Source organism: Comamonas sp. GCA5 (genome assembly GCF_036541385.1).
Taxonomy (GTDB): Bacteria; Pseudomonadota; Gammaproteobacteria; order Burkholderiales; family Burkholderiaceae_C; genus Comamonas; species Comamonas aquatica.
Genome location: NZ_JAZHFR010000024.1, coordinates 13,336 through 29,280 on the forward strand (window position 1 = coordinate 13,336; position 15,945 = coordinate 29,280).

The 15,945-nt window shown below is 58.0% G+C and carries 17 protein-coding genes; 3 read left to right on the forward strand and 14 right to left on the reverse strand.

The features are described from left to right. Nucleotides 1-18: 18 nt before the first annotated feature. The 10 genes from SJH88_RS08035 to SJH88_RS08080 form a co-directional block, all read right to left on the reverse strand. Nucleotides 19-402, reverse strand: coding sequence for a hypothetical protein (locus SJH88_RS08035; RefSeq protein ID WP_274754123.1), 384 nt, complete (start codon nt 400-402; stop codon nt 19-21). Continuing rightward, nucleotides 402-3,197 carry a phage tail tape measure protein gene (locus SJH88_RS08040; protein WP_274754124.1) on the reverse strand — a complete coding sequence of 932 codons (2,796 nt, stop codon included), beginning with the start codon at nt 3,195-3,197 and terminating at the stop codon, nt 402-404. Before SJH88_RS08040 ends, SJH88_RS08035 begins: the two co-directional genes overlap by 1 nt. A gap of 105 nt (nt 3,198-3,302) precedes the next feature. Beyond that, nucleotides 3,303-4,046 (reverse strand): phage tail tube protein, encoded by a 744-nt coding sequence (locus SJH88_RS08045; RefSeq protein ID WP_274754125.1) that lies wholly within the window; start codon nt 4,044-4,046, stop codon nt 3,303-3,305. Nucleotides 4,047-4,117: 71 nt separating this feature from the next. Continuing rightward, nucleotides 4,118-4,528, reverse strand: a complete 411-nt coding sequence (locus tag SJH88_RS08050; protein ID WP_274754126.1) for a hypothetical protein — start codon at nt 4,526-4,528, stop codon at nt 4,118-4,120. Next, on the reverse strand, nt 4,515-4,850 hold the full coding sequence (locus SJH88_RS08055) for a hypothetical protein (RefSeq protein ID WP_274754127.1): 336 nt from the start codon (nt 4,848-4,850) through the stop codon (nt 4,515-4,517). The genes SJH88_RS08050 and SJH88_RS08055 overlap by 14 nt, the downstream gene beginning before the upstream one ends. A 6-nt stretch (nt 4,851-4,856) precedes the next feature. Next, nucleotides 4,857-5,900 (reverse strand): major capsid protein, encoded by a 1,044-nt coding sequence (locus tag SJH88_RS08060; protein WP_274754128.1) that lies wholly within the window; start codon nt 5,898-5,900, stop codon nt 4,857-4,859. Between the two features lie 24 nt (nt 5,901-5,924). Next, nucleotides 5,925-6,311 (reverse strand): head decoration protein, encoded by a 387-nt coding sequence (locus tag SJH88_RS08065; RefSeq protein ID WP_274754129.1) that lies wholly within the window; start codon nt 6,309-6,311, stop codon nt 5,925-5,927. Between the two features lie 39 nt (nt 6,312-6,350). After that, a complete protein-coding gene (locus SJH88_RS08070; protein ID WP_274754130.1) occupies nt 6,351-7,739 on the reverse strand; it encodes a S49 family peptidase in 1,389 nt (462 codons plus the stop codon). Continuing rightward, nucleotides 7,736-9,304 carry a phage portal protein gene (locus tag SJH88_RS08075; RefSeq protein WP_274754131.1) on the reverse strand — a complete coding sequence of 523 codons (1,569 nt, stop codon included), beginning with the start codon at nt 9,302-9,304 and terminating at the stop codon, nt 7,736-7,738. Before SJH88_RS08075 ends, SJH88_RS08070 begins: the two co-directional genes overlap by 4 nt. A 92-nt stretch (nt 9,305-9,396) precedes the next feature. Then, on the reverse strand, nt 9,397-9,639 hold the full coding sequence (locus tag SJH88_RS08080) for a hypothetical protein (RefSeq protein WP_239224609.1): 243 nt from the start codon (nt 9,637-9,639) through the stop codon (nt 9,397-9,399). A 398-nt stretch (nt 9,640-10,037) separates the two neighbouring features. Here SJH88_RS08080 and SJH88_RS08085 point away from each other — a divergent pair, with 398 nt between their 5' ends. Further along, nucleotides 10,038-10,169 (forward strand): hypothetical protein, encoded by a 132-nt coding sequence (locus SJH88_RS08085; protein WP_274754132.1) that lies wholly within the window; start codon nt 10,038-10,040, stop codon nt 10,167-10,169. Here the strand turns inward: SJH88_RS08085 and SJH88_RS08090 are convergent. From SJH88_RS08090 to SJH88_RS08105, 4 genes are all read right to left on the reverse strand, one after another. Beyond that, nucleotides 10,166-11,365, reverse strand: a complete 1,200-nt coding sequence (locus SJH88_RS08090) for a hypothetical protein (protein WP_274754133.1) — start codon at nt 11,363-11,365, stop codon at nt 10,166-10,168. The genes SJH88_RS08085 and SJH88_RS08090 overlap by 4 nt on opposite strands. Beyond that, a complete protein-coding gene (locus SJH88_RS08095) occupies nt 11,365-11,922 on the reverse strand; it encodes a hypothetical protein (protein WP_274754134.1) in 558 nt (185 codons plus the stop codon). The genes SJH88_RS08090 and SJH88_RS08095 overlap by 1 nt, the downstream gene beginning before the upstream one ends. Nucleotides 11,923-12,147: 225 nt before the next feature. Then, a complete protein-coding gene (locus tag SJH88_RS08100) occupies nt 12,148-12,978 on the reverse strand; it encodes a Rha family transcriptional regulator (RefSeq protein WP_274754135.1) in 831 nt (276 codons plus the stop codon). A gap of 279 nt (nt 12,979-13,257) precedes the next feature. Next, the gene (locus SJH88_RS08105; protein WP_274754136.1) at nt 13,258-14,322 is read right to left on the reverse strand and encodes a hypothetical protein; all 1,065 of its coding nucleotides are present in this window, start codon (nt 14,320-14,322) and stop codon (nt 13,258-13,260) included. Nucleotides 14,323-14,922: 600 nt separating this feature from the next. Between SJH88_RS08105 and SJH88_RS08110 the strand changes: the two genes are divergently transcribed. Both SJH88_RS08110 and SJH88_RS08115 read left to right on the forward strand, forming a co-directional pair. Next, nucleotides 14,923-15,267 (forward strand): hypothetical protein, encoded by a 345-nt coding sequence (locus SJH88_RS08110; RefSeq protein WP_274754137.1) that lies wholly within the window; start codon nt 14,923-14,925, stop codon nt 15,265-15,267. Nucleotides 15,268-15,350: 83 nt separating this feature from the next. Beyond that, on the forward strand, nt 15,351-15,938 hold the full coding sequence (locus SJH88_RS08115) for a hypothetical protein (RefSeq protein ID WP_274754138.1): 588 nt from the start codon (nt 15,351-15,353) through the stop codon (nt 15,936-15,938). Nucleotides 15,939-15,945: the final 7 nt, after the last annotated feature.

A 15,945-nucleotide genomic window follows, 5' to 3' on the forward strand; every position in this document is an offset into this window, starting at 1 on the left:
GCGCGCGTGTCCTTGTCTTCAAACCGTCATCAGTCGCAGCGTGGCGACATAGGGGTGGGTGTTTTCGGGCAGCTCGGGGCGGCTGATGGGCTGGGCCTCGATGGCATCGTCCGGGGCAAACATGACCGTGAAGGTCTCGCCGCTGGCCAGCTGCAGCGGGTACTGCCCGCCGGGCACATCAGCCAGGGCGCGCACGGCCAGCAGCGTGGCGCGGCGTATCCAGCCCTGGTCTTGCGCGCCTTGCAAGGTGATGGGGCGGCCCGCCAGCTTGGGGGCCACATCAATGATTTGCGCGCCGGTGATGCCGCGCTCCACACTGCGCTGCGCGGCAGCCCAGGCGAACTCATCCACCCACACCATGCCGCGGGGCAGTGCAATACCGTTCAACAAGTGGCCAGACATCAGTGCACCCCTCCAGAAGTCATCGCGCCGCGCTCCAGCTCTTGCAGCAGACGCTCTAACGCTGCGCCGCCTTCTTCGTTGGTGGGTACAGCCCCCATGTCACGGCCATTGATCACAATCTCATGGCGCTGTGTGATAACGCCCCCTGCCATGACTGGCGCACCAGGCTGAGCACCTGCCCCCTGTGCACCAGGCAAACCGCCCGGCGCAGGGGCCGCAGGCATCTGGAATGTGATGGCACCCTTGGGGAAAGCAGATTGCAAAGCGTTTTTGCCAACCATCTCCTGCAGCAAATCACGGTCACTGCCGCCCGTTTTGAGGTCTTTGACCTTGTCGAGCGCTGCCAGTGAGCGCTCAGCGTTTTCTGCGCTGCGCTGCTCCGTCGCCTTCCGACTTGCCTCCAGCTCTTGCTGCCACTTAATCTTGCGAAGCTCATTAGCAGCAACCAAGTGATCTCCAGAGTCTTGCAACTCTTTGATGCGCTCAGCGTCCTCCGGCTTTAACTCCAAGCCATTGAAATCTGGATCAGGCTTGCGCACGGGGCTCGGCCTACGTTCTGCCCCCACATCGCGGTCGCCCGGCTTTTTGTTATCAGGCATTGGCACCTTGCCCGCTCTTTGCATGCGCCGCTCTGCACCCTCGGCCGCATTACCCAAAGCCTCATAGCCTTGTGCCATACGCCCTGTGGCTTTTAACGTGGCCTCCTCGGTGCTGACGACGCTCTTGCCAGCATTGCTCACAGCAATTTCATAACCCTTGACGGCTGCTTCCAACTTCAGCCAGCTTGGTGCAACGCCAGCATTGGCATCGATCACACGATCAGCCATCACCTTCCAAGCCTCAGCGATGCGCTGTGGTGCTTGTGTGCCATCCTTTGCCAAGGTTTCAAAAGCGGCACGCGCATTGTCAGCAGCCTCCTGCAACTCTTGATTGGTTTTAAGGCCAAGGTCTTTGTAGGCCTGCTCCAGTAGCGCTGCTGCATCTGCTGCCTGCGCACCGGACTTGGACAGGGCCTGCTGCGCACGATCAATCTCCAGCAGCTTTTGCGCCGCTGCTTGCAAGTTGCCGGACTTGATGAGGTCGTTGTATTCCTGCTTGAGCTTTGCTGTAGCCGCTGCTGCGGCCGCAGCGCTTTCCGCCTTTTTCTCCTGCGCCTCCATAGCAACATATGCAGCCTCAGCCTCTTGCCGCATCTTTTCGCTGAGAAGCTCAATCTCATCGCCAGCTTTTTTGACGACCGGGACTGCAGCAGACACTTCCCGAGTCAACCCCGCCCAGCCATCGCGTGCCAGCTCTGCACCTTCCGCCATGGCGTTGAAGGATTCATCCGCCTTGGCAGCCAGGGCCTGGGACGAGGCCCAGGTGGCCTCGGCGCTCAGGCGGATTTCTTCGGCGGCCTGCTTGAACGATGCCGACACACCGCCAAAGGTGATGCGGCTCAGCCCGTCCATGATCAGCGCCACACCAGACTGGATATTGCTGGCCACGCCGGCAAACGCCTCGCCCACCTTGTAGATGACGGCCATCACCCCATTGGTGCCGGCCGACATGACGCCCCAGGCCATGCGCACGGCGTTGCCCGCATTGGTGGCAAAGGTGGTGATGCGCTGGAAGGCCTCGCCCACCTCGCTGGCCATCACCTGCATGCGCAAAATGATCTGATTGACGTCCAGCGCCCCCAGGAACTTCTGCACCCCCTGGATGCCGTTGTCAAACGCCGTGGCCAGCACCTGCCCCATGCGGGTGACTGAGCCATCGTCCACCAGGCGGCGCAGCGACCCCGCCAGCGCATCCACCCCCTGCTTCAACACCGGCAGCACCGGCGTGTTCAACGCCACCACCACAGAGTTCCACACACTACCCAGACCAGTCAGCGCACCCTTAAGGTTGTTGGACATGGTCTTAGCCGCTTCAGCCGCACTACCTTTGGCGTTTTTCAGACTCTCCGTCAAACCATCCAAGGCGCCCATACCCTGGTTCAGCAGTGCTCGGAACGCTGGACCGGCCTCCAAACCCACCGCGTTGATGGCTTTCTCCCCCGCCTGGCCGCTGGCGGCCAGTTGGCGCAAGGCCTTGTCAAAGTCGGTGGTCACTATGCCTGCCGCACCCAGCTCCTGGCGGAACTTGCTGGCCGGGTTGGCAAACTGGCTCATGATGCTGTTGAGCGCCGTGCCCGCGCGGCTGGCGTCAATGCCCGCATCGGCAAACTTGCCAATGATGGCCACCGTGCTCTCCAGGCTGACGCCCAGCGAATTGGCCACGGGCGCGGCATAGCTCAGCGCCTGGGCCAGGCCCTCCACGCTGGTGTTGGTGGCGTTGGCACCCTTGGCCAACACGTCCGCCACGCGCCCGGCGTCATCAAAGGCAAGGCCCATGCCCATGACGGCCTTGGTCACGTATTCGCTGGCGGTGGCCAGCTCCACATCGCCCGCCTGCGCCAGGGCCAGCACGGCGGGCAGTGCCTTGATGGAGTCCCCCGCGCTCAAACCTGCCTTGGCCAGGTTCTCCAGCGCGCCCGCGGCCTGCACGCTGGTGTACTTGGTATTGCTGCCCGCGTTCTGTGCGGCCTGGGTCAGCGCCGTCATTTCCTCGGCGGTGCCATCGGTGGCCGCCTTCACGCGGCTCATGGCGGCTTCAAACTCAGCCGCCCCCTGAATGCCGCTGGCAAACGCCCGAATGCCCAGGTAACCCGCCACGGCCAGGCCCACGGCTTTGACGCCTTTTTCCAGGCGGCCCAGCACCGCAGACGCGTTGTCTTTGGCGTTGATGACGATCTGAATGGGTTTAAAAGCCATGGTGTTTTGAAAGCAAGTGGTGGCTAACGGTTTGCGCTGCAGCCAACGCAGCCGCAGGGCAAACCGCCCCGGCGGGCTGCCGGGCGGTGGTGCAAGGGCCAGGGGTTACACGGCCACGGGGCGGCCATCGCAATAGATGGCTTCTGCATTGGCGGGCTTGAGGGCTTCTAGCTCAAACTCCATCACGATCACGTCCGTGCCCTCAGCAATCAGGGCCAGGTCGCCGCTGGCACTGAGCGTCACCTTGGGCAGGAACCAGTCACGGTTGCCGCCAGCGGCGTTGTCAGACACCACACGCAGCGCGCCCGTCAGCTCCGACTTGGCGCCGGACTTGACCGACTCAAACTTGCCCGCCACAGGCGTGTAGCCAAACAGCACGGCGGTGGCCTGTGTGATGGCGCCGCCTTCCAGGATCTGCACGCGGCCGGTCTCGGTGTCCACGTTGTAGTCAGTGCCCGCTACGTAAGCGTCGCCACCCGCCTTGGGGGTGACGGTGATGGCACTCACGTTGCGCACGCCCAGCGGGTTGGCAGCGGTGGCGCCCAGCTGGTACTGGCGCCCGGGCAGCACGGTGCGCTCTTCGCCCGTGACCGGCGTGGCAGCCTGGGTTTTGACTTCGTGCGTACCACTCAACCACAGCGCGGCATTGCTCGGGCTGAAGTTGTCGCATTGCAGCGCGCCGGTGCGCTGCACCTGCACCACCCAGCTGCCGTCCTTTTCACGCAGGCCGCCCTGGCTGCTGAAGTGCTCGGACTTCTCCGTCTCGATCGACAGGGTGACGCCCGGGCAGTTGCCCAGGTCGATTTCACCGGTCAGGCGTTCAGAGGCATCAAACGGGTCAAAGTACACCCGCCCCCGGGGATCAGGTACTGGCTTTTCTCATGGATCAAGGGCATGGGTTGCTCCGCAAAGTTGGTGGATCAGGGCTGGCCGTGGAACACAGCCGCCGTGGTGAAAGTGATCTGGTAGCCCACCAGGGCCACGTCGGCAAAGTCCGCAGGCAGCACGTTGGCCACCAGCAGCTCTGTCCAGCCGCGGCCGCTGGTGTCCGCAGGGCGCCAGTTGTGCAGGCTGGTGATGGCGGCCGCCAGCGCCGCATCCAGCTGCTGGGCCGCGTCCGGGCCACGGCGCACCACCAGGGTGATGGCCCACTCGGGCTGCAGCGTGGCGGCAGGCTTGCGCACCTGGGGCACGCTGGCACCGCCCATGCGCACATCCACCGCAGGCACGCCGCGGCGGTCCGTGTCCTGGCAGCCCTCGCGCACCTGCCAGCCGGCCAAGGCGCCCTGCTCCCGCAGGCGCTGGGCAATCAAGGTTTCAAGGGCCAGCATCGGCACCCTCCGTGAACACAATCGGGAAAGTGGCCCAGCCACCGGCATCCGGCACCACTGGGCCGGTGATGCGGCAAGGCTGGCCGTTGATGTGCAAAGCGCTGCTGCCCTCTGCCACACCCGGCGCGTTCAGCACGCACAGGCTGACGGTGTGGCGTTGGGTGGTGACCACTTCACCAAAGCCATCCACAGCGCTTTGGTACAGGTGCACGCCAAAGGCTGGCCCGCCGTGCCACGTGGCCGTGGCGTTGGACAGGGCCTGGCCCACGCCCTGGGCAATCAGGGCGTCCACCGCAGCAAAAGGGGCAAGGCTTGCCGTCATGGCCGCTTACGCCTTGCGCTTGCCGCGCTGCAGCATGCCGGGGCGGGTGCACATGAACAGCGGGTAGCTGTACACCTCAGGGCGCACCCAGGCCTGGCGATCCAGGTCGGGCACCACCATGGCGTACACGTCCTGGCCGGGCGTGTTCACAAAGGGCAGGAACTCCGCAGGCGAGAAACCCGCCTTGAACGCATCCGGCGCGCCCACGGGGAAGAACTGGCACTCATCGTTGTGGATGGCAACCGTGCTCTTGTCGTCCGTGCCCCGGTAGTTGATGAACAGGATGTTGCCGTAGCGAAAGCTGCCAAACACCTGGCCGATGTCGTTGCGCAGCTCGCTGGCGCCCTGCTGGTTCAGGTAGGTGGCGCGGGTCTCGGGGTTGCTGGTCAGGTCGTCAAAAAAGTCGTCCCCGCACAGGCCCACGGCATAGGTGGTGCCGGGCAGCCATGCACCGTGGCTGCCGCGCATCATGGCGCGGATGATTGCGCTGCACTTCACGCGCACCTTGCCTTCCTCCGCCGTGGCCGCCGCAAAGTCAAAGTTGATGGTGGCTGGGCGATCGATGCCAAACGCCTCAAACCAGTCGTACAGCAATTTGCCACTCGCATTCATCACCTTGCCCTGCACCGCGCCCAGGCGCATGTGCTCGTGCGTCAGCTCCACCGCCGCGCGCAGGCCGGTCTTGCCGCTCATGATCTCGGCCACCTCGTTTTGCACGGCCTGCATCTCGCTGGTCTGGCCAAAGGCGCGGATGTTCTGCAGCTCTGCCGCCATCAGCGTCTTGCCACGTGCAATGCGGCTGGTGGCAAAGTGCCGAATGTCTCGCTGCTCGCCCTTGCCTTCTTCAATGGGCGCGCCGCGTTCGCTGGTGCCGATCAGCGACAGCACGCCGCCCTTTTGCTCCACCGCAATGGTGGTGGTGCGCACGCGGTCGGGCGTAAAAATGCCCAGTTGCCCCAGCAATTGCGGCGTATAGGGCGCCTGCTGAATGGCGGCCGACAGCGTGGTCATGCTGAACGCGCCGTGGCTGAAGAGAGTGATGTCTGCCATGTTGGTTTGCCTTTCTGCGCCGCTTTAGCGGGCAACAATGCCCACGCTGGCCAGCTGGCCCAGTGCGGCGGTTTTCTGGGGTTCGGTCATGCCTGCGGGCCACGCCAGCGCGTGGGCGGCCACTTCGGCATCGCGGGCGGTAATCACGCCGGGCTTTTCGGCCTCGGTGGTGTCCACCCCGGCGTACAGCACGGCCACGGCGGTCTGGCTGCCGTCAGGGGTTTCGCCCTCGCCGCTGCCGTTGGTGGGGTCTACCGGCACAAACTTGCCGGTGGCAGCCACCACGCCCAGCACCGCGCCGGGCAGCAGGTTGTGGCCCTGGGCCACGGTGATGACCTCGCGCGAGCGGGTGCCATTGGCTTCGCTGACCAGATAGCAGGCCGTGCCGGGGCCCATTTCTTGCACGTTCATGGTGTGTGCTCCTTGTGTATCAACGGGTTGCGTGCTGGCTTACTGCGCAATGCCAAAGGCCTTGCCCCAGCCCGCAGCGGCCTGTGCGGTGGCGGCCGCGCTGTCGGGCGCGGCGGCTTCCACGCCAGAGACATTGGGGTTGCCCATGGCCGCCATCGCAGCGGCAAACTGGTTGCCCGCCTGCGCGCTGGCCGTGGTGGTGGCCGCAGCCGGCGCGGCATCCAGAAAGCCCTTGGCCTGCTCGGCACTCAGCCCCGTGGCAATGCACTGCTGGGTGATGCCCGGGTTGGCGGCGGCGTTGGGGTGGCCGGTAATGGCGGCCACACGGGCACGCTCGGCGGCTGCGCCTTCGGCGCGGGCCTTGTCCAGATCAGCCTGGCTGCCCGTGGCGGGCGCTGCAGGGGCGGCGGCGGCGGTGGTGGCCGCCGTGGTGGAGGAGGCATCAGCAGGCGCAGCAGGAGCTGCGGCCGCTGCAGTCGCGGATGCATGAGACATAGAGGTTTCCCAAGGTTGGAGTGAAATGCCCACGGCAGCGGCTACTGCGTGGTTGCGCCGGGCCGCCAGTTCAGCCACCACCGCATCGACAGTGCCAATGCGGTCGGCCAAACGCGCAGCCACTGCGGCCACGCCCCGGTAAACGCCCGCACGCGTGTCGCGCACGGCCTGCTCGTCCAGGCCGCGGTGTTTCGCCACGGCCTGCACAAACATCTGGTACAGCCCTTCAATGTCGGCCTGCAGTGCATTGCGCACGGCGTCGGGCAAGGGCTGGTAGGGGTTGCCGTCGATCTTGTGTTCGCCAGCAAAGATGTGCGATACGGTGATGCCGTCATTGGCCAGCGCACGGCTGAAGTCCACATGCCGCATCACCACGCCAATCGATCCCACGTACGACGTGGCAGACACCACCACCTCATCCGCCGCACTGGCGGCCAGATAGGCAGCGCTGGCGGCCATGCCATCGGCCACGGCCACCATGGGCTTGTGCCCCCGGGCTGCGTAAATGCGCTCGGCCAGCTCAAACGCGCCAGACACCTCGCCGCCGGGGCTGTCAAACACCAGCGCAATCGCGTGTACGTCGGCCTTGGCCAGGGCGTCTTCCAGGTCGGCGGCCAGGTCGTTGTAGCCAATCAGCAAGCTGCTGTCGGCCGCCAGCTTGGTGCGGTGCACCAGCCCGCCCATGGCGCTGATGACGGCCACGCCATCCACCACGCGATAGCCGCGGTCAGACCGCTCACCACGGCGGGTGGTGAACATCTCGGCTGGCAGCACGGCGCGGGCGGTCAGCTCTGCCGCATCCAGGTGCAGGCCATCCACGCCCAGCAGGCGCTGGCCCAGCCCGGCGATGATGGCGTCCAGCTTCTGCGGGTGCAGCAACAGTGGTGTGTTCAGCAGGCGGTCTGCCAGATGGGGATAGGTGCGCTGGCTCATGCTGGGCCCCCTTGCTGCGCCTGTTGCTCGGCACCCCGGTTGCGCTGCGGTGTGGCGGGTGTCTGGCTGTCGTCCGGGTCGGCCTTGTCTGCGGTGTCAGCACCGGCCACCCAGGTGGCTTGCGCGGGGGCTTGCAAGCCCAGCTCTGCACGGCGCTGGGCTTCAATGCGCTGCTGGTGCAGCACCTCTTCCCAGTCCAGGCCCTGCTCGGCGCATTCCTGCTCCAGGGTGGAGACACCAATCTCCAGCCGCAGCTTGGCGGCGGTGATCTCTTTGACCGGGTCCACCCAGCCCTTGCCGCCAAACACAAAGCGGCAGCGCGTATAGGCATAACGGTTGGCGTAAAAGCCCGGCGCGTCGATCACGCCGGCGTTCACCGCCTCTTCCAGCCACAGCTCATAAATGGGGCGCAGCCAGGTACTGGTCAGCCAGCGGCGGCGGCCATGAAAGTAGCGCCATGCCTCCAGCAAGGCGGCGCGGGCGCTGCTGTAGTTGACGCGGCTGAAGTCTTTGGCAAACAGCTCATACGGCAGGTTCATGCCTGCGGCAATGCGCCGCTCTACCGCCAGCATGAAGGCCTCAAACGCCACATTCGGGCGGCCGGGGGTAAAGCTGCTCATCTTGGCCCCTGCGGGCAGCGGGATCACCGCCGCGCCCTGCAGCTTGCCGATGCTTTGCGCCTGCCGCACCGACGTGGCCCAGGCATCACGCGGCTGGTCGCCAAACAGGGCAGAGGCAGATTCCTGATCTAAATCCGACTCCAAAAACGCCGCCACCAGCGAATTGGCCAGGCTGGCCTGCAGCTCGTTTTGCGCGTACTTGCCCGCCATGTGGAACTCACGCATCACCGCGCTGACGATGGGTTTGCCCCGCGTCTGGCCCGTGCGCTCTTTGGCGTGCAGGTGGATCACGCGGCGGCGGCCCCAGGGGGTGAAGGCGGGCACGCGCTCCCAGCGGTTCAGGTCCAGCGCCTCATCGCCGCGCAGGTACAACGCATCGCCGGGGTGTGCTGCACGGAAGTGGTAGGCCACAGGCGCGCCGTGGCGGTCCAGCTCCACCCCACGGCGGATGCGGGCCATGCCTTCCAGGTGCGGCGGGGTCTCCAGCCGGTCGGACTCAATCACGCTCAGGCGCGTGGCCCAGGGGCTGTCGGGCCGGGGCAGCCAGTGGGGAATGGCCACCGCATCGCCGTTCACCATCTCGCCGCCCAGGGCCAGCACCGTCAGGCCCAGCAAATCCAGCGTGCGGGCCGCGTCGCAATCCGTGGTGTCGGCCCAGCTGCGAAAGTGCGCCTCTACGTGGTTGCCCCACTCACGGGCCTGCTCGGGCGACCAGCCCAACAGGCGGTAATCGGGCACGGCCGACAGACGCAGCACCGCGCCCACCACGTTGTCGCGGTGGGTCTGGATGCCGCCCGCCATCAGCCCGTCATTGCGGGCCAGGTCACGGGAACGGTTAGTCAGCGTGGACAGCTCGGGCAGCAGATCCGCATCGGCGCTGCCGCCGTACGGGTGCCAGTCACGCAGCGCCAAATCGGTGTGCGATGCGCCTTGGTGCGCAGACATGGCGGCCCCGCCCTGGGCCAGCAAAGACTGCGGGGCGCGGCTTTGGCGCTCTTGGCGCGCTGGGCGGGTGTGGCGTGCGTTGCGGCCCATGCTCACACCAGATAGATGGGCCTGCGTGGCTGCACGCCTGCGCGGCGCTGCAGTTCGGCGTTGATGGCGTCAATCGCCTGGCGCAGTTGCGTGGTGTCGGCGTTGAACTGCACGGAACGGGCACCCGCCCCCTCGGCGCTGCTGCTGGCCTGCGTGGGGCCGGTCAGGCGCGCATCCAGCGCGGCCAGATAACTGTCGCGCCGCGTGGTGAGCTGTTCGTTGGTGAGGTGGCTGTAGATACCCATGCGCCGATGGTCGGCGGGGTGCTGCGAACAAACCAGACGAACTAGTTCTTTAAATTTTGTCGCAGGCTGCTAGGGCTTGTGCAGCAAAGAAACAATCAATCAAATTGATAGCAAAACAAAAGTGAAAATTTTGAGGAAGGGTGTTTGTGTACGTTCGATAGAGACTTCGCTCGTCACTCGATGACACCTCTAACTCAACGAAAGGAACCAACATGACAAAGCAGGCTCCCCCTAGCAGCCGCACGCCAGTGACTGCAGAGGCAGTTAAGCGTGTCCAACAAGCTGTTGCAGCCCAAAACGACGGAAAAACGCCGAAAGGTTCTCTCGCAGCCAAGCTGCAGAGCGTTCATGACCGTCAAAAAACTACTAACTAATCAAACACACCACAGGAACAAACCATGAGCCGTCAATCTGATCTGGACAACCACTCCAACCAATGCAACCCCAATAACGATGAGTACTGGCACTCACGTGGAGATGATGAGCGCCCCGATGACTGGGAAGATCGCATCGCTGATGACGAAGACTAACTGAGCCAAACAGGCCACTCCAGCGTCTCTTCTACACGCTGGAGATGGCTGCTCCACCTTTTTCTGTACATATTCCAGTGACGCTGAATTTCGTCACCGAAGTAAATAAACGACTTAATTTTTTTGTTTTCACCGCGTTGGATCAACGTTGCTTGCCACCCAATTGCAAATAGCAGCAACAGGTTGGGTGCTTCTATTTGCTCAGGCTCATCTTGTTTGGCTTCCAGAGCAATCCAGCGGTGCATTTCATCCCAGCGCACTCTGAAATCATCAATAGTGAGTAATTTACTGCCGTCTAGGTAGTTGTAGACAACCTCTTCATCTTCGTACATCCAAGCTGCCAACTGTTGCACTGTGGGCCTGTGCTCAGGCCAAGCTTTGAAATACTTTCGATAAATTAACGTAGCACTCAATTCAAACAATCTGCGCACAGGCCGGCGCAGCAACTGCTGCTTAGGTTTCAACTTTTCACCCAATTGCAATCCATCGGCAGGCTTCGGCGCTACCAACGGCAACACAGGTGTGTCTATAAAACCTGAGAAATAGAAATTTCCCCACTCCAGATCTGCAGCCGCCAAAAAGGAGCTCAGCGCTTCCTGCAAGAACTTATCTGCAAGTGGCAGTATTGCATCCCAAGTTGTCGCGAGCATCCACTCCTGCACAGCCGCATCGAACTGCTTGTCACCTAACGATTCCAGTTCAGACCACTTCTGTTGCTCCAAAAACTGGACCACATGGTCACCAAACATCATGCAGTCATCCGCCGCAAGCGCAGCCTGCAAGCTGTGCAGCAACTCATCCACAGCCAAGCCAAATCCAATGCTTAGTGGAAGCTGCAATCCATCAGGCCTTTGCATGCAATGGAGCAACCCCGCAAATCCTGCTTCACGCCCCTTGCTGCAAACAGGCCTACTTTGAATCATCTCTCGGCCTTCTTCTTCCGACCAACCCTGCGCCTTTATGCGTCCAAGTGCCCACTCTTGTGTATTTTTATGTACTTTCTCCCAAGTTGATGGCCGCAACTGGTCAAAATTTCCTTGAGCTACCCTTCCAGCCGACAACCCTCCCAAGTCCCGCAAAAAAGTGTTGTAGTTCATTTTCATCCCGGGCAACAAGATCCCCAGCGAATAAAACTGCATGCCTTGCACCCATTGCTTGATCTGATGATGGGAGCTCAACTTATCGGCATCGGCCATCACAGATCCAGCCCGTGCTTGCCGCTAAGGTGCCTTAGCAAATCGGCGGTGCGCAACTGTACGTGTGTCATCTTTCGCTCTGGGATACCCAAGTCATCAGGCTTAGTAGCCACCTCAATCTCGGCAGACTCCTTGGCCATCATTTCCAGATACGCTGCTCCGATCACGTCCACCGTGTGACCACCTGGAAATACCAACTGCAAGATGCCGCTATCGTCGTCAGGATCAGTCAAATCACCGGTCGGCAGAACTCGCACACCGCTGTACATGTGGGTCAAAGGGCCATCAAAAGGCAGCACGGAATGGAACTGCTCTAACTGCCGCAACGCATTGATGTAGCGGGCACTAAGGTTTACAGCTTTGGTCATGTCAATTTGCTCAAGATGGGTTGCAAAATCAATCTGCTCACGAATCCACCCTGCGTTACCCAGTGTTTCCAGCTTGGCACGCTGCTCATCGGTCAGCAGTAGCTTGTATGCCTTGGCACCATCGGGGGAAATGGGCTTGCGCCCCTGCCCTCGCCCAGCACCTCCGCGTGATGAAGTGACGTCATTCATGCTCTACATTCTTGATGATTTATGACCCAATTAATCAAAACATCAACAAGAAACAACACAAAGCAAATTTTTGTTTATTGACCCATAAATTCAAAAACAAAAAAGCCCCTGCCAGCCAACGCCAGCAGGGGCTTTTCCACATTCAAAACTTCAAGCCAAATTACCCGCTAGCGCTTACCCATCAAGCGCTAGCAGCTATCAAAACCGCAACTGCGTGCAGCCCCCTCACACAAACACGGCGCGGAAAGTGCCGGGGGGCAGTGGCTTGCCGTCATTCCCGATGTGGGGCGGTATGGGCGCGGCCACGGCGGTGGAGGTGGTGGCTGGTGCGGCACTAGCTTTGGTGGCGGCGCGCAGCTCGCGCACCTGGGCGCGTTCGGAGAGTTGCTGGGCGCAGGCGGTGACCAACGCGGCCAGCTGCGCGTCGGAGGGGATGACGTCGTGCTTGGTGATGTGCTGGATGAGCGCGTTCAGGGAGGTGACCATCTGGTCGTCGCCCACCACCTGCGCCTGGGGAATGGTGGGCTGGCCATCGCGGTCGTAGCCGAAGCTGAGCAGGTAGCGCACGCGGCGCCAGTCGCTGTCGCGGCCGGAGGCAATAGCGTCAAACACCGTCTGGGTGACTTGCGCGGCGGCCTGCGCGGCCAGGCTGTGGGCCAGCTGGATGCGTGCGGGGTCGTAGGCGGGCTTTTGCAGCTCGGCCTCCATGCGGTTGAAGGCGGCGATGAAGGCCAGCTTCCAGCGCAGCGCCTCTTTGCCGGTGAAGCCCATGGCGAGGAGCATGAAGCCTTCTCGGGTCATGCGGTAGGCAGTCCCGCTTTGCACGCCACCTTTGCCGTTAGTGAAGTCCATGATTACCTCCTCAAAATTGAGGAGGTAATCCGCAGACGCACCTTCACGGAGCAAAACACGGATCGCGCGCAGCACGTTGTCATGGCGCTTGCCAAAGAACTGTGCAACTTGAACGCTGGTGGTGGTGACGATGCCGTTGTGGATGGAAAGCTCGGGTTGAGCAGAGGCAACGGAAGAAGACAAAGCAGAAGAAATGCCAGCCATGACAGGCTCCTTGGTGACGAGGTTTTCAACCCATCACCCAGGCCGCCAAGCAAAGGTGATGGACCGTGCAGGGTTGGCGGACCGGACCAAGGAGCCGGCACACCCTTGCGGGTGTCCCCACACGGTCCATCGTAAAAATGGCGCCGTGCGCGCGCAGGCATGCTCTAGAAAGCAAAAAGCCGCAGACCATGAAGTGATGGCGCGGCTGCTGCGCCTTGGTTGACCGGGCCGCCAAGCCCAGACCACGCTTACGGGCGTGATGGAGCATTCTAACCTAATCTATTTAGATCCACCAGTGTCTGACCATGATTTTTCCGATGGAGAATCTTCTTTTTCTTTTATTAAATATCTTTCATTATTATTTATAAAATCCTTCTCAAGATTATTTGCTCTTGACCACATAAACAAGTTAGGCATGAGCCAAAAAGCAAAAAAACCAATTAAATAAATTATTAAATTATTTGTACCTTCAGTTGTTTTCAAAGAATCATTCTTATCAACAAAATAAATTAAAAAAATTATGAAACATGTTACGCATATTTCCAAAAAAACTATAAAAGTTGCATTTGAGTGCTCTCTTAGATGGGAATATGTTTCTCGTACATCTTTAGACCCATTTTTCAATCTTGATTTAACCAGTTTTCGATAAAACCTAAATATTTGACTTTCCGAATTAAGTATCCGAAAAAGAGTAACGTATTGCATTACACCAACAGATAAAGTTGGGAATCCAAGCAAAAAAACACCTCTATTAAAATTATTTATATCAAAATACTCAAATATAGCAAAACTACTAACCCATATCATTAAACCAAAATAAATACACATTATTGGTGTAACATGCCTACTTCTTACTTTTTTATAATAAACACCTTTAATGCAAGCTTCAGAGAATATACCAGGCTTCCTAAATGCATAGTTAAAATACAAAAACAAAAGACTAGCACCCATAATTATCAAGCCATAATAAAAATTGCCTTTTGTAAAAATAAAACACAAAACAGATACGATCCATCCAAACCAAATATATCGAACAACCTTCTCTATTTTCTGTTTTCCTCCTCTACCATAATGAATTACAGTAATTGGAGAACTAATTAGATAAGAATAAATAAGGCCAGAAATTATCAAAACCAAAATTAAACCAGTTGCTGGAAAATACTTATACTCTATTGAACCAATAGCAGAAACAATATTTAATTTATGACCGGCATACGACAAAAATACAAAAACCATTAGCAATATACAAAAAGCACCAATTATTGATCCGGAAAGATATCTTACCAAATATGATTCCCACCATCTCGTATTAGAACTCTGAGAATTATCTTTAGACTGACTCATTATCGCCCCCCTCATATTTAATTGATTCTAAAAACCACCTTAGTGACATGATGCTTTATTAGACATCAAATGCATTTACAATGCCACCATTGACATCATACTATATAAAATAGATACCATTTTTTCTACAAGCTTCGTTATTTATCATGCACAACAAAAAAATATACTTATCTTTTGGCAAAGCAACCATTCTGCACACCGTGAACACTACCGATACTCTGCATGAGGGCTATCACAAAAAAATAAGCAAAAATGTGAAAGTTAATCCAGAGATGGCGCATTTTCTATCGATGGCAATTAAGCCATAGTCACCCCACCCAATCGAAGGCGGCAGCGAGAGCTAGGTCGTAGGCCGAAGCAGACTATGGACCTCACAGAACACCTGACATCGACTATCGTATTCGGGTCGCCATGCACACATTCGTCGGCGAAAAACCACAGATGATCCCCCTATGGCACGGCTGCTGTGGTTGATACTTCAGTTGATCAAGAAGTGATCAAGCTTGTATGTTGTTACGAGCTATTGCTATTATTTAAAGAAGCTAAAGGAGGAGACATGGCAGCAACCAGAAGCAACCTAGCAGTAGCACCAGTGCAAATTTGCCATCTAAAGGGAAAAAAGAAAATTTTAATGCCAAGAAGGCAATTCAAGAATCTTTAACCTCAGAGATTGTTATTGCTTTGTGCGGTCCATTAGGCACGCCTCTTCACGAGGTTGCTGCAACTTTCCAAAAACTCCTTAAAACAACAGATTATTCTTATGACAAAGTTGAAATCATTCGCCTTAGTCAATTAATCAAAGAAAATACACCCAAAGGTACACTAACAGATTCTCCCTCAATCAATGAATTAATTGATGCAGGAAACAATCTAAGAGAAGAACATGGCAACGATGTTTTAGCACGCCTTGCCATAAAAAAATTACTTTTGCTCGTGAATTACTAAAAGATAAACTAGAGAAAAAGCAAAAAGACTTATTTTCAGAAACAGATCAATCTTCTGATAATCAGGATATAGTCATTCCTACCTTGTCAGAAAAAAACTGCCACATCATTGATTCGATAAAGCATATTGATGAATTAAGACTTTTAAGGTCTATCTACGGCGATATGCTACACGTAATTGGCGTTTATTCGCCAATTGAAAAACGAATAGAAAAATTAGAAAAGAAAAAGGGCAAAAAAGATGATATTCACACCCTTATTGATCGTGATTCTGGTGAAGAGGTTAAACACGGACAACGCGTAGAGACAACATTCCCTCATGCTGACTTTTTTCTTCGTGTAGATTCAGAGACAGACTCCGAAAGAAAGTCAAGAGTCAAAAGATTTCTTGACCTTATGCTAGGCACTGCCATCATGACGCCAACACCACATGAAAGGGCAATGTACGCTGCTTATTCAGCAGCAAGAAACTCCGCGTGCTTATCTAGACAAGTTGGAGCAGCAATTACAGCCAGTGATGGGGAAATAATTTCCACTGGCTGGAATGATGTACCACGTCCTTTCGGTGGACTTTATGAAACTGGGGATAAAAAATCCAACAATGATTCAGATCATCGATGCTGGAATCTGAATGAAGGAGGTTGCTTTAATGATGAGGAAAAAATAAAATAGCATCAAC